Below are 24804 nucleotides of genomic sequence, written 5' to 3'. Positions count from 1 at the left end.
CTTATTCGATGACCTGGGGAACGAGGAAGCAGCCCTCCGTCTGTTCGGGGGCGTTCTTCATGTTCTCCTCGCGGTTTTCCGGCTCGCTCACGACGTCCTCGCGCAGGCGCTGCACGCCGTCATGAGGGTTGGGCATGGGGGCGACGCCTTCGGTGTCGACCGAGCGGATGCGCTCGATCATGCCGAAGATGTCGTTCAATTCGCCCTGAATGACCCGCATCTGCTCGTCGCTGAGGTCGATGCGGCCGAGATCGGCAATCCGCCGGATGTCGTCCATGCTTAGGGACATAGTCTTGCTTTCCGTGAGGGAGTAGGAGAGAGGCCGCCGGGAACGGGGTGAAATGAGGCATGCGTCGTGCAGCAACACTCCCATACAGCTCCGCGGATCACACCGCGGGTCCTCCGGCGACGACGGTAGGTGGCTTAGTTTATCATTGACAATCGGCCTTGCGGGCCGCGTCCGGCGCGCGCGGCGGGCGTTTCTGCGGTCCCTCAGGGATTCCCGGAACACCGCCATCCAACCTCAAAAATCCGAAGACGAACATGTTTGGTTTTTTCCGCAACTACTTCAGCAACGACCTCGCCATTGACCTCGGTACGGCCAACACGCTCATCTACATGCGCGGCAAGGGGATCATCCTCAACGAGCCGAGCGTGGTCGCGCTCCGTCAGGAAGGCGGGCCCAACGGAAAGACCACGATTCATGCGGTGGGCCGTCAGGCGAAGCAGATGCTCGGCCGCGTCCCGGGCAACATCCAGGCCGTGCGCCCGATGAAGGACGGCGTGATCGCCGACTTCACGGTGACCGAGCAGATGCTCAAGCAGTTCATCCGCATGGCGCATCCCTCGCGCCTCTTCGCGCCCTCGCCCCGCATCATCATCTGCGTGCCCTGCGGCTCGACCCAGGTCGAGCGCCGCGCCATCAAGGAAAGCGCCCTCGCCGCGGGCGCCTCCGAAGTCTTCCTCATCGAAGAGCCCATGGCGGCCGCGATCGGCGCGGGCCTTCCCGTGAGCGAAGCCGCGGGTTCGCTCGTCGTCGACATCGGCGGCGGCACGACCGAAGTGGGCCTCATCTCCTTGGGCGGCATGGTCTACTCGGGTTCGATCCGCGTGGGCGGCGACAAGTTCGACCAGGCGATCATCAACTACATCCGCCGCAACTTCGGCATGATGATCGGCGAACCCACCGCCGAGCAGATCAAGAAGACGATCGGGAGCGCCTTCCCGAGTTCCGAAATTCTGGAGATGGAAGTGAAGGGTATCAACACGGCCGAAGGCGCCCCGCGCACCTTCACCGTGCACTCGAACGAAATTCTCGAAGCGCTTCAGGAACCCTTGAACCAGATCGTGGTTGCGGTGAAGAACGCGCTCGAAAAGACCCCGCCCGAACTCGGTGCGGACATCTCCGAGCACGGCCTGATACTGACCGGCGGCGGCGCGCTCCTGCGCGACCTTGACCAGCTCCTGAAGGAAGAGACGGGCCTCCCGGTGCACATCGCCGAGGAGCCGCTCAACTGCGTGGTCAAGGGCTGCGGCATCGCGCTCGAAAACATGGACAAGCTCCACACCGCCTTCGCCGTGGGCTGAGATGGAATACGGTCCACCGCCGCTCTTCCGGCAGGGGATGTCGGTCAGAATCCGCTTTCTTCTGAGCGTTCTGGCCGCCATCATCCTCATCCTCGTCGACGGACGCCTCCGGGCGGTGGACGGCTTCCGGAGCGCGCTCGTGAGCTTCACGACGCCGCTCGTCGAAGTGGTGGCCGCGCCCGCGCGCTTCATCGGTGAGTACGAAAACTACTTCACGAGCAAGCGCACGCTCTCGGACGAGAATCAGCGCCTCAAGGAAGAAAACCAGCTTCTGCTCCTGCGCGCCGCGCGTCTGAACGAACTCGAAGTCGAAAACGCGCGCTTGCGGAGCCTCGTCGAGGCGGTCCCCCGCACGACGAGCCACACGAAGACCGCCGAAGTTCTGGGACGCGTCTCGGACCCCTTCGTCTCGCGCCTTCAGATCAACCTGGGCGAGCGCGACGGGCTCGTCACCGGCATGCCCGTGATCGGGGTCTACGGCGTTTTAGGGCAGGTCAACCGCACGGTGCTCCACCAGGCCGAAGTGCGGCTTCTGACCGAGCAGCACCAGCAGATTTCCGTCGTCAACGAACGCACGGGCGTGCACTACATCGCGACCGGCACGGGCGAGCCCGAGCTCGACCTCCTCTTCGTGCGCCAGGACGACGACCTGCGCGCCGGCGATCGTTTGGTGACCTCGGGCTTCGACAAGATCTTCCCGCGCAACATCGCCGTCGCGACGGTGACCTCCGTCACGCACACGCCCGGCGAAACCTACCAGCGCGTGAGCGCCTCGCCCGGCGCCATCACGGACGACATCCAGTTCGCGACGGTGATCCTCGTCGACCCGAACCCGACGGCGGCCCTGGAAGCCCAAACCGAAGAGAAGCAGCCTTTTGAGCGGAGACGCCGCCGATGAGCGCATACGACTTTTCCGGTCCCGACGCCCCGCGCGAAGAGCTCCGCCGTCCGGCGGGCTGGCGCTGGATCCTCTTCACGTTCTTCGCGGCGTACGTCCTCAACATCGCGACGATGAGCGGCGAGCTCATGTGGACGCCCGACTTCATCGCGGTGACGCTCGTCTACTGGTGCATCTGGCAGCCGAGAAGCGTCGGCATGTTCGCGGCCTTCGCCTGCGGGCTCCTCATGGACGTTCTGAACGGAAGCGTCCTGGGGCAGCAGGCGCTCGCCTACGTGACGCTCGCCTACCTCGCCTACTGGCTCCACCGGCGCGTGCCCTGGTTCGGCCCCGTCGGGCAGGCGCTCCACGTCCTTCCGCTTCTCTTCATCGCGCACCTCACCGTTCTCGTCGTACGTCTCTGGTTGGACAACATCCTTCCCGAGCCGATGTGGTTCCTGCAGCCCGTGACCGGCGCCCTCATCTGGCCCCTCTGGTCCTACGCGCTCCAAACCTCGCAGCGCCGCTCGGCGCGGACCTGACGCCATGGAATTCGACTTCAAGGCCGAAGACCCGAGCGTGCGCCCCTTCCGGGTGCGCCTCGTCTGGGCGCTCGGCATCGCCGTCTTCCTCTACCTGGTGCTCTTCACGCGCTTTGCGTGGCTGCAGCTCTTCAACCGTGAGAACTACGCCGAGCGCGCGGAGAAGAACCGCACCGTCGCCGTGACGAGCCAGGGTTCGCGCGGGCTCATCTTCGACCGGAACGGGACCTTGGTCGCCGGGAACGAACTCGAGTATTCGCTCGAAATCACCCCGGACCGCGTGAAGGACATCGAGAAGACGATCGACGAACTCTCGACGGTCGTCACGATCACGCCGGCGGACCGCCGACGCTTCAAGCGCCTGCGCGAAGACTTCAACCGCTACGACTCCATTCCGATCCGCACGCAGCTCACCGACGTGGAGATGGCCGTCTTCACCGCGCAGAAGCATCGCTTCCCCGGGGTGGAGATCAACCAGCTGGAGCGCCGCATCTACCCGAACGGCGCCGTCGGGAGCCACTTCATCGGCTACATCGGCTCGATCTCGCAAAACGACAAGAAGCGCCTCGACGAAGAAGGCTCCCTCGCGCTCTACGAAGGTTCCCGCGACATCGGGAAGGTGGGGCTGGAACGCAGCTACGAGGCGGAACTCCACGGCACGCCCGGTCACGAAGTCCTCGAAGTGACCGCGGGCGGCCACGCCGTGCGCTCGCTTTCGCTCGAAGCCCCGAAGCCCGGCAAGAACCTCACGCTCACGGTTGACATGAACCTGCAGCGGGTGCTGGAGAACGCGCTCGCGGGCCGCACCGGCGCCGCGATCGCGATCGAACCCTCGACGGGCGGCATCCTCGCGATGGCCTCGATGCCCACCTACGACCCGAACCTCTTCCCGGGCGGGATCGACCCGGAATCGTGGAGCCAGCTGAACACCGCCGAGACGAAGCCGCTTCTGAACCGCGCCATGCGCGGGATCTACCCGATCGGCTCGACCTACAAGCCCTTCATGGCGATGGCGGGGCTGGAGACGGGCGTGACGACCGTCGACTACGAACTCCTCGACACCGGGAGCTTCATGGTCGGGAAGCACCGCTTCCGCGACCTGACCGGCTCGCCCAAGGGCCCGGTCAACGTCCGGAAGTCGATCGAGGTCTCCTCCGACGTCTACTACTACTGGCTCGCGACCCAGATGGGCGTCGACCGCATCCACGACTTCATGGAACCCTGGGGGTTCGGTCAAAAGACCGGGATCGACCTCGTGGGCGAACAGACGGGGATCCTCCCCAACCGCGCCTGGAAGGAGCGCCGCGTGGGCGAGCCCTGGTACGTGGGCGACACGCCCTCGATCGGGATCGGTCAGGGCTACAACGCGTTCACGCTCCTGCAGCTCGCGCACGCGACGGCGACGCTCGCGAACCGCGGCGCCGTCATGACGCCGCACCTGGTCGAAGCGCGCACCGACGTCGTCACCGGGACGACCGAACGCGCCTCGCGCGAGCCGAAGCTCCGGATGGACCTCAAGCGCGCGCATTTGAACGCCGTCATCGCCGGCATGGTCGACGTGACGAAGAAGGGTACGGCCCGCGCGGTCTTCCGCGACGCCCCCTATTCGGTCGCGGGCAAAACCGGCACCGCGCAGGTGGTGACGATCGCACAGGACACGCGCTACGACGAAAAGAAGCTCCGCCGCGAGCACCACGACCACGCACTCTTCATCGCGTTCGCGCCGGCCGAAAAGCCCCGGATCGCGATTGCGGTGCTCGTCGAGAACGGCGGCTTCGGCGCGAAGGCCGCGGCCCCGGTCGCGAAGACCGCGATCGACTATTGGCTGACGGGTGAGAACGCCCTGGGGCTCCCGCCCCCGAAGGGCGTGGCGATGCCCGCCCACAGTGCGGGCGCCGCCAAGCCTGCGAAGGCCGCCTCCCGTCCCGCGTCCCGAGCCTCCGCCCCGAAGAAGGAGAACACCCCATGAAACGGTTCGACTTCCCGCTGCTCCTTCGCCGGATCGTCTTCCGGCTGATGCGCGTCGACCTGATGCTCCTCGGGCTCGTCATCACGCTGACGACGATCGGGTTCGTGACGCTCTTCTCCGCGGGCTACAGCTTCCCCTGGCGCATCGAAGGCCAGATCCGAAACATCGCCGTCGCCGCGTCGGTGATGTTCGTCGTCGCCGCCACCCCCGTGAAGTGGTTCGAGAAAAGCGCGCTGCCGCTCTTCGTCCTCGGGTGCCTGCTTCTGGCGGCGACCCACGTCGCAGGCGTCACCGTCAAGGGCGCCACGCGCTGGCTCGACGTGGGCGTACGCATTCAGCCCTCCGAAATCATGAAGCTGGCGCTCCCGATGATGCTCGCCTGGTACTACCACAAGCGGAGCGAAACGGCGGCGTGGTGGGACCACCTCGCCGCCTTCGCGATGCTCGCGGTGCCGGTCGCCTTCATCCTGAAGCAGCCCGACCTCGGGACCTCGATTCTGGTCGCCACCGCCGGCTTCGCGGTGATCTTCTTCGCGGGACTTCACTGGAAGGCGATCGCGGTGCTGATCGTCGGTGGGCTGAGCATGCTCCCCATCGTCTGGACGATGATGCACGACTACCAGCGCGAGCGCGTCCTCACGCTTCTCGACCCCACGAGCGACCCCTTGGGGAAGGGCTTCCACACGATTCAGGCCCTGATCGCCATCGGCTCGGGCGGGCTCTCCGGGAAAGGCTGGATGGAGGGCACGCAGGCCCACCTCGACTTCATTCCGGAGCGCACGAGCGACTTCCTCTTCGCGGTCTACGGCGAAGAGTTCGGCTTCATCGGCTGCTCGCTTCTGCTCGTCCTCTTCACGTGCCTCGTCGCGCGCAGCTTCTACATCGCCTCCCAGGCCCCCTCGACCTTCTCGAGGCTGCTGGGCGGCGCCTTGGGTTCGATCTTCTTTACCTACTCCTTCGTCAACATGGGCATGGTGAGCGGCATTCTCCCCGTCGTGGGCGTTCCGCTTCCCTTCATGAGCTACGGCGGGACGGCGCTCCTCATTCTGGGCGTCTCGACCGGGATCCTGCTCTCGATCTCCGCCGAAGTCAGGGCGAACCCGAACAACTAACCGACCGGACTTCTTCCAGAGGTGCACACATGCGTCAACGCCTCATCCGCGTCGTCCTCACGGGCGCCGCGGTCTCGCTTCTCTCGGCCTGCAGCTTCTTCGGCTCCGACAACGGCTACTACCAGAACGACGGACCGCCCGTGCTGGGCGGTTCCGCCGCGAACGGCGCGTCGCCCAAGGTCGAACCCTTCTACAAGCCTTCGCTTCGCCCCTACACGGTGCTCGGCAAACGCTACGTCCCGATGACGGCGGACCTGCCCCTCGTGCAGGAAGGGATCGGCTCCTGGTACGGGAAGCAGTTCCACGGCAACAAGACGAGCACGGGGGAAACCTACGACATGTACGCGGCGAGCGCCGCGCACACGACGATGCCGCTGCCCTCGTACGCGCGCGTGACGAACCTCGAAAACGGGAAGTCGATCGTCGTGCGCGTGAACGACCGCGGGCCGTTCCTCCACAACCGCGTGATCGACCTCTCCTACGCCGCAGCGAAGTCCTTGGGCTACGTCGAGAAGGGCACGGCGCGCGTGCGCATCGAGCGCCTCACCAACGATCAGATCGCCTCGGGCGCCTGGAAGGATCCGTCCCGCACCGCGGCGACGAAGGTGGAAAATGTGGTTCAGTCGGCGGCGTCGAACGTCTCCTCCGTCGTCACCGCGCCCCGCTCGGGCTGGTCGACGCAGATCGGGAGCTTCTCGAACGCCGGGAACGCCGCGCAGTTCGGCGCGCACGCCGAAGCCGTCCTGGCGAGTTCGGGGCGCGCGCTGCGGGTGCGCATCGTCAAGGACGGCAACCTCTACCGCGTCGTCGTGGGCGAAGGGATGAGCGTCGAAGCGGCGCGCTCCACCGCCGCCGACGTGGGCGCGCGCCTCGGCGTGGGCGCCTTTGCGGTGCAGAAGTAAGGATGGGCAGTCATGCGGAACGTTTTCAGAAAGATTGAGGAAGCCTGGCAGGGCGACGCCTTGGAGGCGCTCGCCGAATTCGTCCGGCTTCCCGCAAAGAGCCCGGACTTCGATCCAGACTGGGAGCAGAACGGGGTCCTGCTGCGCGCGCTCGAAGACGCTGCGCGCTGGGCCAAGGTGCGCTTCCCCGAAGGGACCTTTGAGATTCTCTCGGCCCCGGGCGTCACGCCCGTCCTCTGGGTCGACATTCCCGGGACGCGCCCGGGCCGTCCCGCGCTCTTTTACGGGCACTTCGACAAACAGCCCGAAGCGGGTGAATGGAGCGAGGGGCTCGCACCCTTCGAGCCGGTGCTGAGGGACGGGCGGCTTTACGGCCGCGGCACCGCGGACGACGGCTACAGCTTCTACGCCGCGCTCACCGCGGCGCGCGCGATGGATGAGGCGGGCCGGAAGCGCCCGCGCATCATGGGCGTCTTTGAAACCCGCGAAGAGTCGGGCTCGGGCGACCTCCCGCACTATCTCCCGGAACTCTCGAAGCGCGCCGGGCGCCCGTCGGTCCTCACCGTGCTCGACCTCGGCATTCAGGACAAGACGCGCCTCTGGCGCACGCAGAGCCTGCGCGGCGTCGTCACGTTCACCCTGAAGGTCGAAGTGCTCGAGTCGGGCGTGCACTCGGGCGTGACGAGCGGCATCGTGCCGTCGTCCTTTGCCGTGATGCGCACGCTCCTCGACCGCCTCGAAGACCCGGCGACGGGCCGCGTGAAGGTCGCGAGCATGCACGTGCCGGAGCCCACCCGCCACATGCCGGCGCTGCGGCGCTTGGCGGAACTCTCGGGCGAGGACCTCTGGAAACGCTTCCCCTGGGCGGGCGAGACCGAACCCCGAAGCTTCGATCCTTTGGAGCTGCTCCTTAAAAACGGCTGGCAGCCGACGCTCTCGATTCTCGGGGCGGAAGGGCTCCCGCCCGTCAAGGAAGCCGGGGCGCTCATCCGTCCCTCGACGACGCTGAAGCTCTCCTTCCGCATTCCGCCCGGCGTCGACGCGCAGAAGGCGGCGGAAGACGCGGTCGCGCTCGTCACGACCAACGTGCCCTCGAAAGCGAAGGTCACGGTCGCAAACCTTCATGCGGAGCCTGGGTTTGAAGCGCCTGCAGGCGCCGAGTGGTTGGACGCCGCCTGGTCGAAGGCGAGCGAAGAACTCTTCCGCGAAACGGCGGAAGACGTCTTCGACGGTGCGACCATCGGGATCCTGCCGAAGTTCGCCAAGGCCTTCGGCCCCTGCCCCTTCCTCTGCACGGGCGTACTGGGGACCGAAGACAACGCGCACGCGCCCGACGAGAGCGTCTCGCTCGAGTACCTCACGAAGCTCACCTGTGCGGTCGCGTCGGTGCTCGATGCCGTTCCTGAGGAGGAGTAGCCGATGCGCCGCGATTTGGTCACGCAGGTCATCGTCGAATGGGCGGACGGCGAAGTCGACAACTTCGCCACGCCCTTTGAGGCCGAGCGCTACATCAACGCCATGCTGGACGAACTCGACGTGCCGACGCGCGCCTGGTTGGAGGACATGGCCGGCAACAAGAAGTGGGATTACGACATCGTCGAAGACGACGACGGCGTGATCCGGCTGATCGACTGAAGAGGGAATCCACCATGAGCGAATGCCCGCTTTGCGCGCTCCCGCCCGAAGCCTACGTTTGGCGGGGGCGGCACTTTGCGCTTCTCAACGTCTCGGACGACGTCTTTCCCTGCTACTTCCGCCTCATCGCGCGTGAGCACGTGCGCGAGGTGACGGACCTCTCTCGGGAAGTGCGCGCCCAAATGTGGAAGCTTTTGGAAGCCCTGGAAGAGGCGATGCGCGCCGAGATGCGCTGCGACAAGGTGAACTGGGCGCAGTTTGGCAACATGGTGCCGCACGTGCACTGGCATCTGACGGCGCGCTGGGCGGACGACGACCGCTTCCCCGCGTGCCCCTGGGAGCCCGTGCGGCGCGAGGTGCCGGAAGCTTTGATTCGTGAGCGCCGGGAGGCTTCGGCGCGGCTGGCACGAAAGCTCCCGGAGATTCTGAGCGCGGTCGATCAGTCGAACTGAGGACAGACCTGCGGACGGCCGAGCGTCGAGAGCGCCCCGCGGACCTTGGCGTTTTCGTCCGGCGTGAGCGGCTGGAAGACGAGCCGCACGGCGTCGGCCTCAGGCCGCTCGTGGCGAACCGCCGGACTCGTGATCCGGCAGCGGGGCGCGGCTTCCAGGAGCCACGCGGACGCGTCGGCTGCCGACGGGAAGGTGCCGAGGCGAACGCCCCAGCCTTCGCGGCGAACGAAGACCGGCACCGCGTCGGCGCAGCCGCGCGAAGCCATCTGTGAGGCGGCCTTTCGGGCCGCCTCTTCATCTTTGTAGGGGCCCGACCAGGCGGCGAAGTGTTCGGGCACGCTCAGCATGCGCATGCGGTCGACCCAACCGATCTCCTGAATGGCCGGACGCACGCGCTGCAGATCCGTCATGCCGACGGGCCCCCATTCGAGGCAGGCCGCGTCTTCAAGGGCCGCCTGAGGTTCGGGCGCCGCTTCCGCCGCAGCGGGAACGGTTTCGGCCGCTTCAGCCGTTTCAGCCGTTTCAGCCGTCTGAGTTTCTTGACCCGCTTCCGAGGCGGCGTAGGTCGGCTGCTCGCGGCGGATGCTCTCCACCTTGACGGGCGAGGAGAGCGCGAAGCCCGCAAGCGACGCCTCCACCCGCTCGGGCACGTTCCCCGGGGCGGGCGCGCGGGCGCCGGTCCAGACGACGCCCCAGAGGGCGGCGGCAAGAACGGTCAGCGTGATCGGAACGACGTGCCTCATCGGTGGTTTTCCTTCTCTTCCTTTTGGGCGGCGCGCGCCGCAAGGCCGCGCAGCACGAGATTGTGGTGAACGAGGAGGTCCGGAACCTCCTGGCGCAGGTGCGGCGCAAGGTACGCGGCCGCGCCCCCGGCCATGATGACGCGGACGGGCCTGCCGGCCGTGCGCTCGAAGACGTGCTTCGCGCGCACGATGAGCCCCACCTGGGCGTCGATCAGCCCGGTCGCGACGGCGTCCGCCGTCGATTTCGGCAGATCCGTCGCCTCGCCCATCGCGTCGGGCAAAGTCGGGATGCCTTCGAAAAGGCCCTTCTGCATGAGCGTGATGCCGGGCGCGATGCGACCGCCCGCAAAGGCGTAGCGGCCGGGTGCGGTCATCTCGATCGAGTCGACCGTCGTCGCCGTCCCGGTGTGCACGACCAGAAGGGATTCGCCCTGCGCCGCATGGACGGCGCCCAGGGCGGCGTGCCAGCGGTCCGCACCCAGCTGCATCGGGTTGGCGTAGCGGTTTTCGAGCACCACCTCGTCCGACTCGAAGACCTTCTGCGGACGCACCCATTCCCAGGGAATGCGGTGGTCGTTGAAGAACTTCGTCGCGGAGAAGGCGAGCGCGGGGGCGGCCACCGTGCTGCCGACGACACGCGTGGGATTCAAGGCGAGCCACGCGGCGTAGAGATCCTTTTTGAAGTGGCTCTGCGCGCGGTGCACGACGGTCTTCGGTTCCTCTTCGGAACCCAACACGCTCCACTTGAGGGCCGTATTGCCCAAATCAACGAGAAGAACCGTCACATCCAACCTCCAGCGGCATTGACGAGGGAGGTTCCCCCGCCCAAAAGAAGCTCGCCCTCTTCGGTTTCCACCCGAAGGCGGCCATCGGCGTCGACTCCCCGGTCGACGCCTTCGGCGAGCATGCCGCTCCCGGCATCCTGCCAAAAAACCGAGCGGCCCGCAAAGGCGTCCGCATCCGGAAAGTCCTGAAGAACGGTCTCGACGCCCTCATCCTCCGCCCGGCGGAAGGCCGTGAGCATCGCGGCGGCCATGTCGGTGAGCATCGCGGTGCGGCGCGCGGGGTCGTTTTCAAAGGGAGACTTCTCACCCACCGCGAGCGCGCTCATGCGCCAGCCGCTCGTCGTGACGGCGGCGTGGTCCGCGGGGAGCGTGACGTTCAGGCCCACGCCCACCACGACGGAACCGCGCCCTTCGGCATCCCGAACGATCTCGGAGAGAATGCCGCCCGCCTTGCCGCCCGAAACCCAGATGTCGTTCGGCCACTTGAGCGCCGCGTCGAACCCGGCCGCGCGCAGCACCCGCACGACGGCGACGCCCGCGGCGATCGAGATCAACCCCGGCGCACGGTGCCCGAACTGCGGGAGCGCGAGCCCCAGCGAAAAGAGGAGCGCGTCGCCCAAGCGGCGCCATTGGCGCCCCCTGGTGCCGCGCGCGGCGGACTGCCGCGCGACGGAGAGAAGCACCGGGTGGCCAAAGGCCCTCCGCTTCCCCGCGGCCTTGAGATCATCATTGGTCGAGCCCGTCTCCCAGCGGAAGTCGACTTCCGCGCCGAAGCGCCGGAGCCCCTCCTCGGCCGCCCTGCGGTCGAGAAGCGCCCCGATCACGCCATCCTTTTCCTCCACGTCCCTCTCCCGGGAACACGATTCTTCAGGAACCGTGCTTGTTTTTGCTAAAATATTCGGTTTCAAATTTCGACCGATCCATTCGGGGATTGTGTCACAAAACCTCCCGCCGGGACCCCGTGCCGCCGGCGACATCGACCGCCGCCACATGAACTTCGCCCAACTCCTCGGCCGGATCCTCTGCGCCGCACTGACGGCCGCCGCCCTGGCGCTGCCCGTGCGCGCCGCGGACGCCGTGCGCCTGCTCCTCGACTTGGAGAGCCGCCGGGCGATCAGCGCGGAAAACGCCGCCCAAGCGGTGCCCGCGCAGGCGACCGTCGCCCTGATGACGCTCTACGCGTCGATGACGCTGATGCGCGAGCAGGGCGTCGAGCCCGCCGCCGTGGTGGAGCTCGCCCCGGCCAAGGTGACGGAAGGCACCGGGCGCCGCGCGAAGACGAAGACCGTCCCGAGGAGTGCAACCGTTGAGGAGCTCCTGCGCGCGCTTCTCATGTCCGGCGACGACGAGGCGGCGCGTGCGTTGACGGCGAAGCTCTCCGCGGACGAAGCCGCCTTCACGGCGGTGATGAACCGGGAGGCGAAGCGCCTGGGGCTCACCCGGACCGTCTTCACGACGCCTTTCGAGACGCCGGACGCCGCGCAGACGACGAGCGCGGCGGACCTCGCGGTCCTTGCCGAAGCGCTGTTCCGGGACCATCCGGAAGTGCGCGCCTGGGCGAAGACGAGGACGGCGGAGCTGGCCGGGCGCACGGTGACCAACACCAACACGCTCCTTGAGCGCAGCAACGCCGTCACCGGGGTCTTCCGGAGCGTGGGCGAGCAGGCCGCGGACGCCGTCGTGCTCTTTGAGAATCCGCGCGCCAACGGCGACGTGCGCCGCCTGATGGCGGTGATGCTGCGCGCCGAGGACGCGGAGGATCTCGACGAAACGGTCTTCGGGATGCTCGGCAACGGTTACCGCAACCACGAGACCGTCGGCGTCTACGGCGCGGACGCGCTCGTCGCGCGTCTGCCGGTCCTGAAGGGCGTTGCCCCGGACGTCGCGGTCGGCACCGACCGCAAGGTGCTGATCACGGTCGAACGTGCGCCCCTTTTGGAAGCCCCGAATTCGCGCCTTCGCGTCGAAGTGATCTACGAAGCGCCCCTGACGGCGCCGCTCCGCAGGGGCGACCGCGTGGGCGACATCCGCGTGAGCTTCAACGGCGAAGAGGCGGCGAGGGTGCCGGCCGTGCTTCTGGAAGACGTCCCGCAGGGAAGCTTCTGGGCGCGGATGGCCGACCAGATGCGGCTGGCGCTCGGTTGGTACGAGAAGAGCAACGTGACGTCGCCCGCCGAACGGCGCACCGAAACGAACACGGAACCGGAGCTCTCCGAGGACGCCGAAACGGGCGCGCCTGAAAAGGGCGCCGCAGAGGCTGCCGAAGCCGACCTGGCGGAAGAAACCGCATCGGCCGGGGACGACGCCGCCCCGACGGAAGACGCTCCCGGCGGGAACGACAAGAAAGAGGGAGAGAAGAACAAATGACCGAACAGAAGAAGAACGGGACGACCGACGTGACCGACGTTGAGGTTCAGGAGAGCCTCATCACCTATCCGACGATGTTCCCCATGAAGATCATGGGCGCCGCCAAGGACGACTTCCCCAAAACGGTCGCCTCGATCGCGAAGGCGCACTTCGACGACTTCGACGCCTCGACCATGAAGGTCGGCTACTCGCGCACGAAGAAGTACATGGCGGTCTCGATCGAAGTGTTCGCGCGTTCGCGCGAACAGTTGGACGCGATGTACCGCGCCTGCACGAGCCACCCGGACGTGAAGGTGGTGCTCTGATGCACAAGGCCTACGTCGGCGAACAGATGGAGTACCCGGGCCTCATCAAGGCCTGGCTCGCGTTCGTTCGCCCGAAAACCTGGCAGATCGCCATCATGCCGGTGCTGGCGACGATCGCGCTCGCCTACAGCGAGCGCCACGTCTTTCACCCGCTCATCTTCCTCTGCACGATCTCGATCGCGATCCTGCTCCAGGCGCTCTCGAACATGCAGAACGACCTCGGCTACACGCAGAGGAAGGCCGAGACCGGCAACCGCAAAGGCTTCCCCAGGGCGACCGCCATGGGATGGATCTCGATCCGCACGGCGAAGATCGCCATTGCGGTGATGGCGGTGCTCACGCTCCTCAACACGGCGGTGCTGGTCTGGTTCGGCGGCTGGATCTTCGCGGCGGTGGGCGTCCTTTCGCTTTTGGCGGCCTACTGCTACATGGGGGGTCCCAAGCCCATCGCCTACACGCCCTTCGGAGAGCTCGTCGTGCTGCTCACCTTCGGGATCACGTCCGTCTGGGGCACGTACTACCTGCAGACGGGGGGCCTCAGCATCAACGCGGCGCTCCTGGGACTCGCCCTCGGGTGCTTCGCGAGCGCGGTGCTCTGCGTCAACAACTACCGCGACCGCGAGCACGATGCGAGCATCGGCCGCAAAACGCTCGCCGTCGTGATGGGCGAAGAGAACTTCAAGCGGCTCTTCACCGCGATCCTGATGATTCCGTACGGACTCGTCTGCCTGATGGTGCTGATCGAAATGTCCTACTGGACGTACTTCTTCGTGATGCTCACCTTCCCGAGCTGCATGCACCTCCCCGAGCGCATGGTGTCGCTCAAAGGGGCGGAGCTCAACAAGGTGATGCTCGACTGCATCTATCAGCTGAGCGTCTTCTCGCTCTTTTTCATGGCGGGCGCCACGATGCACGCGATCCTCATCGACCTCACGGTGAGTTCGCTGAAATAAAGCACCCGAGAAAGACGACGAAAGAAAAGGCCGACGCTCCGAAGAGGAGCCCGGCCTTTTCTTTCAGGGCGGAGTCCGAAGCGTCACTGCGCCGAGGAGGCGTCGACCTTGGAGCTCGAATTCAAGTCCTTCATGCGGCGGTCGATCTCGGCCTGCGTCACGATGTTGAAGACCGTGACCACCTTGGCGACGCCGGAGACTTCGCTCGCGCGCTTGGCGGTGCGCTGAGCTTCCTCCGACGTAACGACCCCCATCAGGTAGACGATGCCGCGGTCGACCGTCACCTTCATCTGGTTCAGGGACACCTTGTCGGTGCCGATGATGGCGGTGCGGACCTTCGTCGCGAGAAGCGAGTCGGACAGACGCGTGCCGACGGACGAGACGTCCATGACGGCGAGCTCGTTCACGACGCTTCTCACGTCCGACGAAATGCTCGCGATCTGCTGCGCGGCGCGGCGGTCCGCCGGGGAGCCGACCTCGCCCGTGAGGAGCACGCGGCCCTCATAGCTCGTCACGGTGATGTGGTGCTTGTCGTTGTTGAGCGCCTGGGTGATCTCATAGAGCACGCGCTTTTCGATCACTTCGTCGCTCACGATGTTGCCCGTCGTGCGCCGGTCGGTCATCACGGTGGCGGTGCCCACCGCGGCGCCGCCGATGAGGATCGGGGCGCAGCCCGTCGCCGCCAGGGCGCTCACCGCGCACAGAAGCGCGATGCTCGAAGTCTTGATGGTGTTCATCGGTTGGGGGCACGGCCCGTTGGAGCGGGCCGGTGCCTTCTCTCGGTATGGTTGTGATGCTTTTCAGTGTAGCCAAAACGGCGCGGGTCGCGCATGGTTCGCGCACGCCCGGTACCGCCGAAGCGTTTCAAGGCGCTACGGATGAGGATTCGATCAAGGGGCGAAGCCGTTCCCAATAGGGCATGAAGGCGGACTTTTTGACCCACCAGCGGCCCGCGCGCAGACGGATGGCGTCCTCCGCGAGGAAGCGCCGCAGCACCACCCCCAACTGTTCGCGCGAAGCGCCGAGGACGTGCGAGGCGGACGTGCGCGAGGGCAGCGCGGGAATCGAGAGCCACTCCACGCCCGGATTGTCGATCGAATCGAGAAAGCCGCTTTCGGTCGAGAGTCCCACGAGGAGCACGAAGACGGCGCTCCTCTCCTCCAACCCCGCCGTTTGGTTGATCACCATCGCGAGACGGTCGGAGACGGCGCAGGAGGCGGCGTAGCCCCGGAGTTCCTTCTGCCACTCGGGGTTCTGGTCGCAGATCCGCAGAAGCAGTTCGGAGTGCACGCAGAGAAGCTCCGCGGAGGTCGCGCACCAGTGCCGGCGCGGCATCCGGTCCTTCACGTAGAGGTCCTCGTAGGCGCCGCAGAGCGCGCCCGGACCCGAGAGACTCACGAGCAGGGGATCTTCGTGCAGGGGCGACATCATCGCCTTCACGATGAAGCCGCGCTTCACGAACATGAGCTTCCCGGAAAAGAGCTCGGGCGAGCGGTAGACGACCTCGCCCGGCACCGCGCGCACGACGTGTCCGATCCCTTGGAGCACTCTCGACAATGAGACGGAAAGCCTCGGTGAAAACCAAGGGAGGAAGTCAAAACGCGGGGTCATTTGGTATGAACAAAAAAGTTGTCGTTTCTGTGCATAAGGTTCGTGAATAACTTTTCTGTTCCTTCATGAAATTGTGGGCAACTCAAGGGAAGGCGATTTTCGCCCGAAATTCATCCACAACCCGTCCACAGCTCTTCACATCGTTCACAACGACTTGTCAACAGGGTCGTCCACAGGCTAATCGACTGAAGCGCAAGGGAAAGAGCGGGCTATCCACAAAAATCGACGCGCCTATATTCTACTAACTGCTTTTAAAAGAAAGGAAGAAGAAGTATAGAGAGGACAACTTGGAGGGGCCCTGGGGAGAAGCGCTCCCCGAGGGTCCGGGCGCTCCGCGCTTCACGCGCAGGAAGAGGAGGAGGTTCTCCACCGGAAAAAGTGAAGAACCTGTGCATGACGTGTGGGTTGTGTTGGGATATTTTTGGGATTTTTCAAGGTTATCAATGAGATAACATGGATTTTTAATCCCAAGGGGCTCGAGGGTACGGGTCGGTGCCGCGCTCAATCGGGGAGACGCATCGCGGCTTCAAAACCGTTTCTGAGGGCCCAGGAGGCCCGCCACGCGTTCTGAGGGGTGGTCTGGCTGTCCACCCCTTCAAACGGTATGGCGAGCGCTCTGAGCGCGTTGGCGAGCTCCTTTTTGGGTTCGCACCCCATCGCGAGGACGATGTGGTCGACGCGGAGGATGTGCTGCTCCTTCGAGTCCTCACCCACGCGGATGCGGATGGCGTAGGGATCGATCGAGTCGAAGCGCGCGTCGTCGACGGTCTGCACGCCGTTCATCCGGAGCCACTGGAGCTCGTAGGCGCGCGGCGTGTTGAGGATTTGAGCGCCCACGCCGCCCGGGCGGTCCGAGATGAGCGTGACGCTTCGCATCGGAAGCTCGATGTGAGGAACGAACCCCAGCATCCCGCCGGGATGCCGCACGGGAGAGCCGATTCCCCAGGCGCGCAGCCACGCTTCACGTGAAATGTTGCCGTTCGGGGCGATCAGCATCGCCGAAACGGCCCGTCCGGCATAGGTGTCGCCCAGCACGGCGACGCGGCGTCCCACGGGGACGCCGTCCGTCATCAGGTCCTCGTACGTGAGGACGTTGGGGCCGTCGATACCGGGAATGTCGGGAATGACCGGGCGCGCGCCCACCGCCAGGATCACGTGGGCGTCGACGCGCTTGCGGATCATCCACTCGGCATCGACCTGAACGCCCGTCGTCACTTCGACGCCGAGGCGCTCCAATTCTTCGGCCATGTCGCGGGCGAGCTTCGCCCAGCCTTCCTGGCCGGGAAGCTTCGCGGCGGCGAGAAGGCCGCCGCCCAGCTGCGCGCGCTTTTCGATGAGGCGCACGCGGGCGCCCCTCAGCCTCGCCGCGCGTGCGGCGCTCATCCCGGCGGGGCCGCCTCCCACCACGATCACGTCCTTCCCGGACGCGAAGGCCCGCGGCTTCTCCCAATCCGGTATGAATGCGGCCGGGTCCGAGGGACACGCAGGGAGACCTTCGTCGGGGCGGTGAACGGGACAGCCTCCGGCGCAGCGCATGCAGGGCCGCACGGGCTCGTCCGCACGCACGTGGGCGCACCAGGCGGGGTCCGCCGTCGTTTCGCGGTCCACCTCCACGAGGGCGCCGGGGCGGCGCACCAGAAGCTCGTGAAGGTCTTCGGGCGCCGGGAGCGGCCCCGAGAAGATGACGGGGCTCTTCAGTTCGTTCGCGAACTGCTCCATGACCGGAATCCACGTCCCCGGCGGCGTCATCGCGCTCTGCACGGGGATTTCGCCGCGGCGGATCCCCAGGGCGAAGGAAAAGCAGTTGACCCCCGCGGTTTCGAGCGCGTGGGCGTAGGTGAGGATTTCGTGCCAGGCGGGCCCCTCCGGATCGAAGTCCATGAGGGAGAGCCTGAAGGCGAGGATGGGCGTGGGACCGAGATAGCTCCTCACGCGCTCGACCAATTCAACGCCGAACCTCGTGCGGTCCCGGCCCCAGCCGTCGCGGCGCTTGTTGATGACGCCCGAGAAGAACGTGTTGGGAAGCGAGAGGCCGCCGCCGTCGATCTCGACGCCGTCGTAGCCCGCTTCCTTGACCGCCAGATAGGCGCTTCTGCCGTACGCGTGGAAGATCGCCGGAAGACCGAGCACGGGCGCACGGTGGGCCCGGCGCTTCGTCTGCGGGTTCCACATCGGCGAGGCGGCCAAGGCGAACGGGTGGTCGGCGGCCGCCCCCGCGTGCGAGAGCTGCAGCACGGCGCGGGCCCCCGAGGCGTGGATCGTCTCGGCGACGGCGCGGAAATCCTCCAGATACGCCTCGCCCAGGACCGGATCGGCGCTCTCGACCTTCCCCGTGAAGTGCGGGGCGGCGCCCGGAACGATGCACATCCCGGCGCCGGGGCGCCGCGCAAACCACGCCCTCATCGCTTCGGGCGAGAGTCTCAGGAACCTCGGCGCGGCGACGATGCGGTTGGGGAGCGTGCGCCCTCCGACCGCAGAGGGCGCGAAGAGCGCGTCGAAACTCATTCTTCGGCCTCGGGCACGTTGTGGATTCCGAAGGGCACGAGCACGCTCGGCACGACGGACTTCGTATCTTCGAGGTGGCGCATCTGGTCGTCGAAGAAGATGTGCGGGCGGATGGCGTTCAGAATCGGCGTCTTGTCGAGGCCGTCCAGAAGGAAGAGTTCCGCTGCGCTCATCCCGAAGGTCTTGAGCGTGGTGACGAGACGGTCGGCGCTCTGCGAGCCGCGTGCGGTCACGATCGAAATGCGGATCGCCGGATGGAAGTACGGGTTGTCGCGGCCGTGGAGGTCGTAGTCGAGGCGCTGGAAGTGGGAGAGCTTCGCGAAGAGGCCGCGCAGGGGCCCCGGTTCGTGCGGCGTCGCGGCTTTGCTCCTCTCCAACTGATGAAAGCCCGCAAGGCCTTCCTTCTGGTACTCGCGCTCCGCCTCGTCGTCGATGATGACGCCGTCGAAGTCGAACGCGATGCGCAGCGACGGATCCTGGTCGTCGACGTCCTCGACGGTGTTGGGGAGCACGAGCCCGCCGGGGAGCCCCGACTCGATCGCCATCTTCACGCTCTTCGGGTTCGCCGACAAAAAGAGCGAGACGTTGAAGGCGCGCAGGAACGGAAACGTCGACTGCCCCGACGTGAAGGCGCCGGAGGTGACGGGAAGGTTCCAGTGACGGCAGGAGTGAAAGATGCGCTGCGCGCTCTCGGGAGAATTCCGCGAGAGCACGACCACCTGGAAGGGATTCTCTTCGCCGAAGTGGTCGTTCAGCGCCAAAAGGCGCTTCACGAACGGAAACGCGACGCCCGGCGGGAGCGGATCCTCCTTGTGCGCGACCTGATAGTCGCGGAAGGCCGCGTAGCCCTGTTCCTCAAAGAGACGGTGCTCTTCCTCAAGGTCGAAGAGCGCCCGGGAGGAGACCGCCACGACGAGGCGGTCGTTGGGGTTGGGGGTGACCATCGTTGTGTCCTCCTACGACGGACCTTCAGGGCCGGCGCGGACGGGGCCGATTCCGGCCCCGTCCCGGGTTCATCAGGCGTCGATGTTGCTCGCGAAGAGCGCGTTCGATTCGATGAAGTCGCGGCGCGGCTCGACGACGTCGCCCATCAGCATCGAGAAGATGGCGTCGGCGTTGGCGGCGTCCTCGATCCTCACGCGGAGCATGCGGCGGATGTCGGGGCGCATCGTCGTGTCGCGGAGCTGTTCGGCGGACATTTCGCCCAACCCTTTGTAGCGCTGACGGATGATGCCCTTTTCGGCCTGCTTCGTGATCCAGTTGACGGCGTCGGCGAAGTTGCGCACGCCCTGACGCACGCCGCCGCGTTCGATCGCGGCGCCGTCGCCGATCACGCCGCTCAGCATGTGGGCGCTTTCCTGGAGCTTCGCGTAGTCGGCGGAGCGCGTGAATTCCGGCGTGATCGTCGTCGTCTTGGTGTTGCCGTGACGGCGGCGGTGGATCTTCAGGAGGTGCTTCTCGGTGTTCTCGTCGTAGACCGCTTCGATCTTGACGTCCGGATCGCGCATGTCCTCTTCGAGGCGCTTCGCGCTCTCTTCGGCGGCGAAGGTGTTCTCGAGGTTGACGGTCGTGCCGGCGGCGATCGCAAGCAGCACGCCGCGGTCCATCGCGTTGCCCAAGCGCGAGATGAGGTCGCGCACCGCGACGTATTCGTCGACCAACTCTTCGAGGGCCGTGCCGCGGATCGCGCGGCCCTCTTCGATGTCGGCCGCGGTCGAGTAGAGCGCGGCGCCTTCGAGCGAGAGGCGCTTCAGGTACTCGTTCATCTCGGCTTCGTCTTTGAGGAACACGCCCTTGTCCTTCTGGTTCTTCTGAACCTTGTAGAGGGGCGGCTGCGCGATGTAGACGTAGCCGTTTTCGATCAGCTGCGGCATCTGACGGTAGAAGAGCGTCAGAAGGAGCGTACGGATGTGCGCGCCGTCGACGTCCGCGTCGGTCATGATGATGATGCGGTGGTAGCGGAGCTTCTCGATGTCGAAGTTCTTGCCGATGTTGGCGCCCAAGGCGAGCGTCAGCGTTCGGATCTGCTCGCTGTCCAGAAGCTTGTCGGTCGCGGCCTTCTCGACGTTCAGCACCTTCCCTCGCAGAGGCAGAATCGCCTGGAACTGCGAATCGCGCCCCTGCTTGGCGGAGCCGCCCGCCGAGTCCCCTTCCACCAGGAAGAGTTCGGAGTAGGCGGGGTTCTTTTCGCGGCAGTCGGCGAGCTTCCCGGGGAGGCTTCCGCCCAGGGCGCTCTTTCGCGTCATGTCGCGGGCCTTGCGGGCCGCTTCGCGGGCGCGCGCAGCGGAGACGATCTTCTCGCAGATGATCTTCGCGTCTTCGGGGTTGCGCTCAAGGAAGAGCTCCAGCTCGCGGGCGACGACTTCTTCGACCGCGGGACGCACTTCGCTCGAGACGAGCTTGTCCTTCGTCTGGGAGCTGAACTTGGGTTGCGGGACCTTGACGGAGAGCACGCAGGTGAGGCCTTCGCGCATGTCGTCGCCTTCAGGGTCGACCTTCGCCTTCTTCGCGAGTTCGTTCTGCGCGATGTAGTTCTTCAGCACGCGCGTGAGCGCGGCGCGAAGCCCCGTGACGTGCGTGCCGCCGTCGCGCTGCGGAATGTTGTTCGTGTAGGCCGCGAGGACTTCGTTGTACCCGTCCTGCCACTGCATGGCGATTTCGACGTCGACCGGCACGCCGTTGCTCGTCACGGTTTCGCGCGCGTGGAAGATCTTCGGGTGAAGGACGTTCCTCGTGCGGTTCTTGAATTCGACGTAGGCGACGAGACCCTTTTCCGTTTTGAGAAGCGCCTCGTGCTCCGTGCGCATGTCCTTCAGGAGGATTTCGACGCCGGAATTGAGGTACGAGAGCTCACGCAGGCGCGAGAGCAGCGTCTCGTAGCTGAAGGTCGTCACCTGCTCGAAGATCTGGAGGTCCGGGAGGAAGTGCACCTCCGTCCCGTGGCGGTCGGTCTTGCCGACGAACTCCATCGGCGAGACGAGCGTCTTCTCACCCGTCTTCGGGTTCGTCTGCTCTTCGATGATGGGATTCACCACCTTCCCGCGCGAGAAGCTCAGACGGCGCTTTTCGCCGTCGCGGCAGACCGTGAGGTTCAACCACGTCGAGAGCGCGTTCACGCAGGAGACGCCCACGCCGTGCAGGCCCCCGGAAATCTTGTAGCCGTTGTTGTCGAACTTGCCGCCGGCATGGAGTTCGGTCAGGGCGATTTCCGCGGCGCTTCGCTTCGGTTCGTGCTTGTCGTCCCACTTGATCGCCGAGGGAATCCCGCGGCCGTCGTCGACGACCGAAACCGATTCGTCCTGATGGATGGTGACCTCGATGTGGCTCGCGAACTTCGCGAGCGCTTCGTCGATCGAGTTGTCGACGACTTCGTAGACGAGGTGGTGCAGGCCGGAGCCGTCGGCGGTGTCGCCGATGTACATGCCCGGACGCTTGCGAACCGCTTCAAGGCCTTCAAGAATCTGAATGCTCGATTCGTTGTAGCTCGACGCGGCTTCGGCGGGCGCCTCGGACGTCTGTTCGACGGCCTCGGTCGCTTCGGTGACGGTGTTTTCAGCTTCAGTCATGGGTCAGGTATTCGTTCGTTCGCGAGGATGACGGTCAGATGCGCATCGGCATGACGACGTAGCGGAAGTCCGTCGTCTCGGGCATCGTGAGGAGCACGCTCCGCGGCGTCTGCGCGAAGTGAAAGCTCACCTCGTTGTTCTTCAGGTTCGAGAGCGCGTCGATCAGGTAGAGCACGTTGAAGCCCATGTCGAGGTCGTCCCACGTCCAGTCGACCGCGATGTCCTGCGTCGCTTCTTCCTGTTCGTTGTTCGTGCCCTGGATCTGGAGGTTGCCGCGGGAGAGAAGCCAGCGCACGCCGTTGAACTTCTCGTTCGTCATGATCTGCGCGCGGCGCAGCGCCGAAATGAGTTCTTCGCGGTTGATGCGGATGACGCACGGGTTCGACTCAAAGGTCGGCATCACGCGTTCGTAGTCGGGGAACTTGCCGTCGACCAGCTTCGAGCGGTACGTCACGTCCGTGAAGCTGAATTCGACCTGCATGTCGCCGAAACGGATCTGCACTTCGCTGTCGTCCTCGGGGAGGATGCGGAGGAGTTCGCGCACGGTCTTGCGCGGAATGATCGCGTCGTGGGGTTCTTCGAAGAACTGGCCTTCCTCCAGTTCGCACTCGCAGAAGGAGAGGCGGTGCGTGTCGGTGGCGACGCAGCGCACGGTCGAGCCCGAGGTCACCATGAGGACGCCGTTCAGGAAGTAGCGGATGTCCTTGTTCGCCATCGCGAAGCTCGTCAGCGCGAGCACGCGACGGAGCTTCTTCGCGGAGATCTTGATTTCGCGCGTCCAGTCGACGGCGTCGAACGACGGGAAGTCGTCCGCGGGGAGCGTCTGAAGCTGGAACTGGCCGTTCGTTGTCGCGAGCATCGCGACGCCGTCCTCGACGCTCAGCTCCACCGGGGCGGAACCCTTGATCGTCGAGAGGATGTCGCCCAGCTTCTGCGCGGAGACCGTGAAGCACCCTTCGGATTCATCCGAAAAGCCCACCGGCGCGCTCGTCACGACCTGCGTGTCGAGGTCGGTCGTCGTGAAGACGGCGTTCGTGCCCTTCACGTCGATCATGATGTTGTTCACGATCGGCACGGTGGAATTGCGTTCGACGATGCCCGAGACGATCTTGACGGGCTTTTGAATGGTTTCGCAGTTGCTGCGCAGAAGCTGCATGACGTTCGGTTCCTAGGAATGAGTTGAATGGGTTGTCAGCCGCGGATCAGCTGTTCGAGCACGTGGAGCTCATGGTTGAGCTCGGCGTTGCCCATGCGTTCCTGCGAGATCTTGCGCACGGCGTGCATCACGGTCGTGTGGTCGCGCCCGCCGAAGTTGGCGCCGATCTCGGGAAGGCTGTGCTGCGTGAGCTCCTTGGCGAGGTACATCGCGATCTGTCTCGGGAGCGCGATGTTCGCCGGACGGCGCTTCGAGTGCATGTCCGCCACTTTGATCTTGTAGTAGTCGGCGACGGTCTTCTGAATCGTCTCGATCGTGATCATCGTGTTCGAGACCGTGAACTGGTCGCGCAGCACCCGCTTGGCGACGTCGATCGTGATCTCGCGGTCGGCGGCGGGCTGGAACTGCTGGTAGGCGACGACCTGCTGGAGGGCGCCTTCGAGTTCGCGGACGTTCGATTTGAGGCGCTTCGCGATGAAGGCCGCCACTTCGTCCGGAAGTTCCACCCCCATCGACTTCGCCTTGTTGAGAAGAATCGCCGTCCTCATCTCGAATTCGGGCGGCTCGATCGCGACGGAAAGACCCTGCGAGAGCCGGGAGATGAGGCGCGGCTCGATGTCCTTCAGGCCGCGGGTGTACGTGTCCGACGTGATGACGAGCTGCTTGTTGTGCGGAACGAGCGCCTCAAAGGCGCGGAAGAACTGCGCCTGCGAGCCCTTCGCCCCGGAAAGCGACTGCACGTCGTCGATCAGAAGAAGGTCGAGGTTGCTGTAGCGCTCGTCGAAGCGCTGCAGGCTCTGAGGACCGCCCTTGCTCGCGGATTCGCGCACGGCGGTCGTGTATTCGTTGATGAAGTCCTGCGCCGAGATGCAGCGCACGCGCGCCTTCGGATGAAGGTCGAGGTATCGGTGCCCGATCGCCTGCATGAGGTGGGTCTTCCCGAGACCGACGCCGCCGTAGATGTAGAGCGGGTTGTACTGCGACCCGGCCGTGCTCGCGACGTGCTCGGCCGCGGCGACCGCAAGCTGGTTCGCGTTGCCGTTGACGTAGTTCTCGAAGGTGAGCCCGGGGAGAAGCCCCGTCTCTTCGCGGCGGCGCTCCTGCGCGTCCGTGACGGAGGAGGTTTTCTTGCCGTCCGCTTCGGCCGCCTCACGGTCCTTGTCCGTGATCGCGTTGATCACGACCTCCACGCGCACGCCCTTGTTGACGAGCGTCGCGACGGTCTGGATAGTGCCGAGGTACTTGCTCCTCACCGAAGAGAGCTTCGGGAGCGGCGCCTCCAGCACGAGCTTCGCATGCTCGGGATCCCACGACACCGGTTCGAGCGGGGCGAACCACGTGTTGTAGATGCCAGGCGTGTGCTTGATGAGCGTCTTGAGCTCGTTCAGGCAGGCTGTCCAGAATTCATGCATTGGGATCGGAAAAGAAGCGGAGGCGCAAAGGTCAATCCCTTATTTTAGCCGGTAAGTGATTGATCGTGCGGGGCTCCATGTCCCCATCCCGGCAGCCCGGGAACCTCGGGCGGACGGGGCCTGAAAAGACGGTCCGTCCGGGTTTTCGTTCCGCGTCCGAAGACCCGTGCGGCGACTGGTTGTCCACAACCTCTTATGGAAAACTATTCCTTGTGGATAAAAGGATTTTAATGGAGTGAACACGTACGCACGACCTGTTTCAACAGACTCGCGGTGGGGTTGACCGCGGAGGCGTCCCACATCTTGTGGTTTGATCGACGGATCT

23 protein-coding genes are annotated in these 24804 nt (G+C 65.5%); 12 read left to right on the top strand and 11 right to left on the bottom strand.

From position 1 onward, the window contains the following. Position 1: 1 nt before the first annotated feature. Entirely contained in the window at positions 2–289 is a 288-nt protein-coding gene (gatC, locus tag HMPREF9440_RS00250; protein WP_008540354.1) for an Asp-tRNA(Asn)/Glu-tRNA(Gln) amidotransferase subunit GatC, read from the bottom strand. A 254-nt stretch (positions 290–543) separates the two neighbouring features. Between gatC and HMPREF9440_RS00245 the strand changes: the two genes are divergently transcribed. The 9 genes from HMPREF9440_RS00245 to HMPREF9440_RS00205 are packed head-to-tail and all read left to right on the top strand — an operon-like array spanning position 544 to position 9076. Beyond that, positions 544–1587 (top strand): rod shape-determining protein, encoded by a 1044-nt coding sequence (locus HMPREF9440_RS00245; protein WP_008540353.1) that lies wholly within the window; start codon positions 544–546, stop codon positions 1585–1587. Position 1588: 1 nt separating this feature from the next. Next, the gene (mreC, locus tag HMPREF9440_RS00240) at positions 1589–2485 is read left to right on the top strand and encodes a rod shape-determining protein MreC (RefSeq protein WP_008540352.1); all 897 of its coding nucleotides are present in this window, start codon (positions 1589–1591) and stop codon (positions 2483–2485) included. Then, positions 2482–3006 carry a rod shape-determining protein MreD gene (gene mreD / locus HMPREF9440_RS00235; RefSeq protein WP_008540351.1) on the top strand — a complete coding sequence of 175 codons (525 nt, stop codon included), beginning with the start codon at positions 2482–2484 and terminating at the stop codon, positions 3004–3006. Before mreC ends, mreD begins: the two co-directional genes overlap by 4 nt. A 4-nt stretch (positions 3007–3010) precedes the next feature. Then, complete coding sequence (gene mrdA, locus HMPREF9440_RS00230) at positions 3011–4975, top strand: penicillin-binding protein 2 (protein ID WP_008540350.1); 1965 nt, start codon at positions 3011–3013, stop codon at positions 4973–4975. Next, positions 4972–6087, top strand: coding sequence for a rod shape-determining protein RodA (gene rodA / locus HMPREF9440_RS00225; protein WP_008540349.1), 1116 nt, complete (start codon positions 4972–4974; stop codon positions 6085–6087). The genes mrdA and rodA overlap by 4 nt, the downstream gene beginning before the upstream one ends. Before the next feature lie 29 nt (positions 6088–6116). Further along, the gene (locus tag HMPREF9440_RS00220; protein WP_008540348.1) at positions 6117–6989 is read left to right on the top strand and encodes a septal ring lytic transglycosylase RlpA family protein; all 873 of its coding nucleotides are present in this window, start codon (positions 6117–6119) and stop codon (positions 6987–6989) included. Positions 6990–7001: 12 nt separating this feature from the next. Next, positions 7002–8405: a M20/M25/M40 family metallo-hydrolase gene (locus HMPREF9440_RS00215; RefSeq protein ID WP_008540347.1), complete on the top strand. Its 1404-nt coding sequence runs from the start codon at positions 7002–7004 to the stop codon at positions 8403–8405. 3 nt (positions 8406–8408) lie between these two features. After that, the gene (locus tag HMPREF9440_RS00210) at positions 8409–8624 is read left to right on the top strand and encodes a hypothetical protein (RefSeq protein ID WP_008540344.1); all 216 of its coding nucleotides are present in this window, start codon (positions 8409–8411) and stop codon (positions 8622–8624) included. A gap of 14 nt (positions 8625–8638) precedes the next feature. Beyond that, positions 8639–9076, top strand: a complete 438-nt coding sequence (locus HMPREF9440_RS00205) for an HIT family protein (RefSeq protein WP_008540343.1) — start codon at positions 8639–8641, stop codon at positions 9074–9076. On the opposite strand, the gene HMPREF9440_RS00200 is transcribed toward HMPREF9440_RS00205, so the two are convergent. From HMPREF9440_RS00200 to HMPREF9440_RS00190, 3 genes are read right to left on the bottom strand one after another with little or no spacing between them, the layout of a single operon-like run. Further along, positions 9064–9819, bottom strand: coding sequence for an SPOR domain-containing protein (locus tag HMPREF9440_RS00200; RefSeq protein WP_008540341.1), 756 nt, complete (start codon positions 9817–9819; stop codon positions 9064–9066). The genes HMPREF9440_RS00205 and HMPREF9440_RS00200 overlap by 13 nt on opposite strands. Further along, positions 9816–10604, bottom strand: coding sequence for a type III pantothenate kinase (locus HMPREF9440_RS00195; protein ID WP_008540340.1), 789 nt, complete (start codon positions 10602–10604; stop codon positions 9816–9818). The genes HMPREF9440_RS00200 and HMPREF9440_RS00195 overlap by 4 nt, the downstream gene beginning before the upstream one ends. Then, the gene (locus HMPREF9440_RS00190; RefSeq protein ID WP_008540339.1) at positions 10601–11446 is read right to left on the bottom strand and encodes a biotin--[acetyl-CoA-carboxylase] ligase; all 846 of its coding nucleotides are present in this window, start codon (positions 11444–11446) and stop codon (positions 10601–10603) included. The genes HMPREF9440_RS00195 and HMPREF9440_RS00190 overlap by 4 nt, the downstream gene beginning before the upstream one ends. 148 nt (positions 11447–11594) lie before the next feature. Between HMPREF9440_RS00190 and HMPREF9440_RS00185 the strand changes: the two genes are divergently transcribed. The 3 genes from HMPREF9440_RS00185 to menA are packed head-to-tail and all read left to right on the top strand — an operon-like array spanning position 11595 to position 14229. Beyond that, positions 11595–12971, top strand: a complete 1377-nt coding sequence (locus HMPREF9440_RS00185; RefSeq protein ID WP_008540338.1) for a D-alanyl-D-alanine carboxypeptidase family protein — start codon at positions 11595–11597, stop codon at positions 12969–12971. Further along, positions 12968–13276 (top strand): YbeD family protein, encoded by a 309-nt coding sequence (locus HMPREF9440_RS00180; protein WP_008540337.1) that lies wholly within the window; start codon positions 12968–12970, stop codon positions 13274–13276. Before HMPREF9440_RS00185 ends, HMPREF9440_RS00180 begins: the two co-directional genes overlap by 4 nt. Beyond that, entirely contained in the window at positions 13276–14229 is a 954-nt protein-coding gene (gene menA / locus HMPREF9440_RS00175; RefSeq protein ID WP_008540336.1) for a 1,4-dihydroxy-2-naphthoate octaprenyltransferase, read from the top strand. The genes HMPREF9440_RS00180 and menA overlap by 1 nt, the downstream gene beginning before the upstream one ends. Before the next feature lie 83 nt (positions 14230–14312). On the opposite strand, the gene HMPREF9440_RS00170 is transcribed toward menA, so the two are convergent. The 7 genes from HMPREF9440_RS00170 to dnaA all read right to left on the bottom strand — a co-directional run bounded on the left by HMPREF9440_RS00170 (position 14313) and on the right by dnaA (position 24479). Continuing rightward, positions 14313–14966: a BON domain-containing protein gene (locus HMPREF9440_RS00170; protein WP_008540335.1), complete on the bottom strand. Its 654-nt coding sequence runs from the start codon at positions 14964–14966 to the stop codon at positions 14313–14315. Between the two features lie 127 nt (positions 14967–15093). Then, on the bottom strand, positions 15094–15777 hold the full coding sequence (locus HMPREF9440_RS00165; protein WP_040763119.1) for a cyclic nucleotide-binding domain-containing protein: 684 nt from the start codon (positions 15775–15777) through the stop codon (positions 15094–15096). A gap of 564 nt (positions 15778–16341) precedes the next feature. Continuing rightward, on the bottom strand, positions 16342–18345 hold the full coding sequence (locus HMPREF9440_RS00160) for an oxidoreductase (RefSeq protein WP_008540330.1): 2004 nt from the start codon (positions 18343–18345) through the stop codon (positions 16342–16344). After that, the gene (locus HMPREF9440_RS00155) at positions 18342–19289 is read right to left on the bottom strand and encodes a 5'-nucleotidase (protein ID WP_008540328.1); all 948 of its coding nucleotides are present in this window, start codon (positions 19287–19289) and stop codon (positions 18342–18344) included. Before HMPREF9440_RS00155 ends, HMPREF9440_RS00160 begins: the two co-directional genes overlap by 4 nt. A 72-nt stretch (positions 19290–19361) precedes the next feature. Next, positions 19362–21911: a DNA gyrase subunit B gene (locus HMPREF9440_RS00150; protein ID WP_008540326.1), complete on the bottom strand. Its 2550-nt coding sequence runs from the start codon at positions 21909–21911 to the stop codon at positions 19362–19364. Positions 21912–21945: 34 nt separating this feature from the next. After that, positions 21946–23067: a DNA polymerase III subunit beta gene (dnaN, locus tag HMPREF9440_RS00145; RefSeq protein WP_008540324.1), complete on the bottom strand. Its 1122-nt coding sequence runs from the start codon at positions 23065–23067 to the stop codon at positions 21946–21948. A gap of 35 nt (positions 23068–23102) precedes the next feature. Then, positions 23103–24479 carry a chromosomal replication initiator protein DnaA gene (gene dnaA / locus HMPREF9440_RS00140; RefSeq protein WP_008540322.1) on the bottom strand — a complete coding sequence of 459 codons (1377 nt, stop codon included), beginning with the start codon at positions 24477–24479 and terminating at the stop codon, positions 23103–23105. Positions 24480–24804: the final 325 nt, after the last annotated feature.

Origin of the sequence: Sutterella parvirubra YIT 11816, assembly GCF_000250875.1 — a bacterium.
Classification (GTDB): Bacteria; Pseudomonadota; Gammaproteobacteria; order Burkholderiales; family Burkholderiaceae_F; genus Sutterella; species Sutterella parvirubra.
Note: the sequence above shows the minus strand (reverse complement) of the source record. Positions and strands in the feature narration are given on the sequence as shown.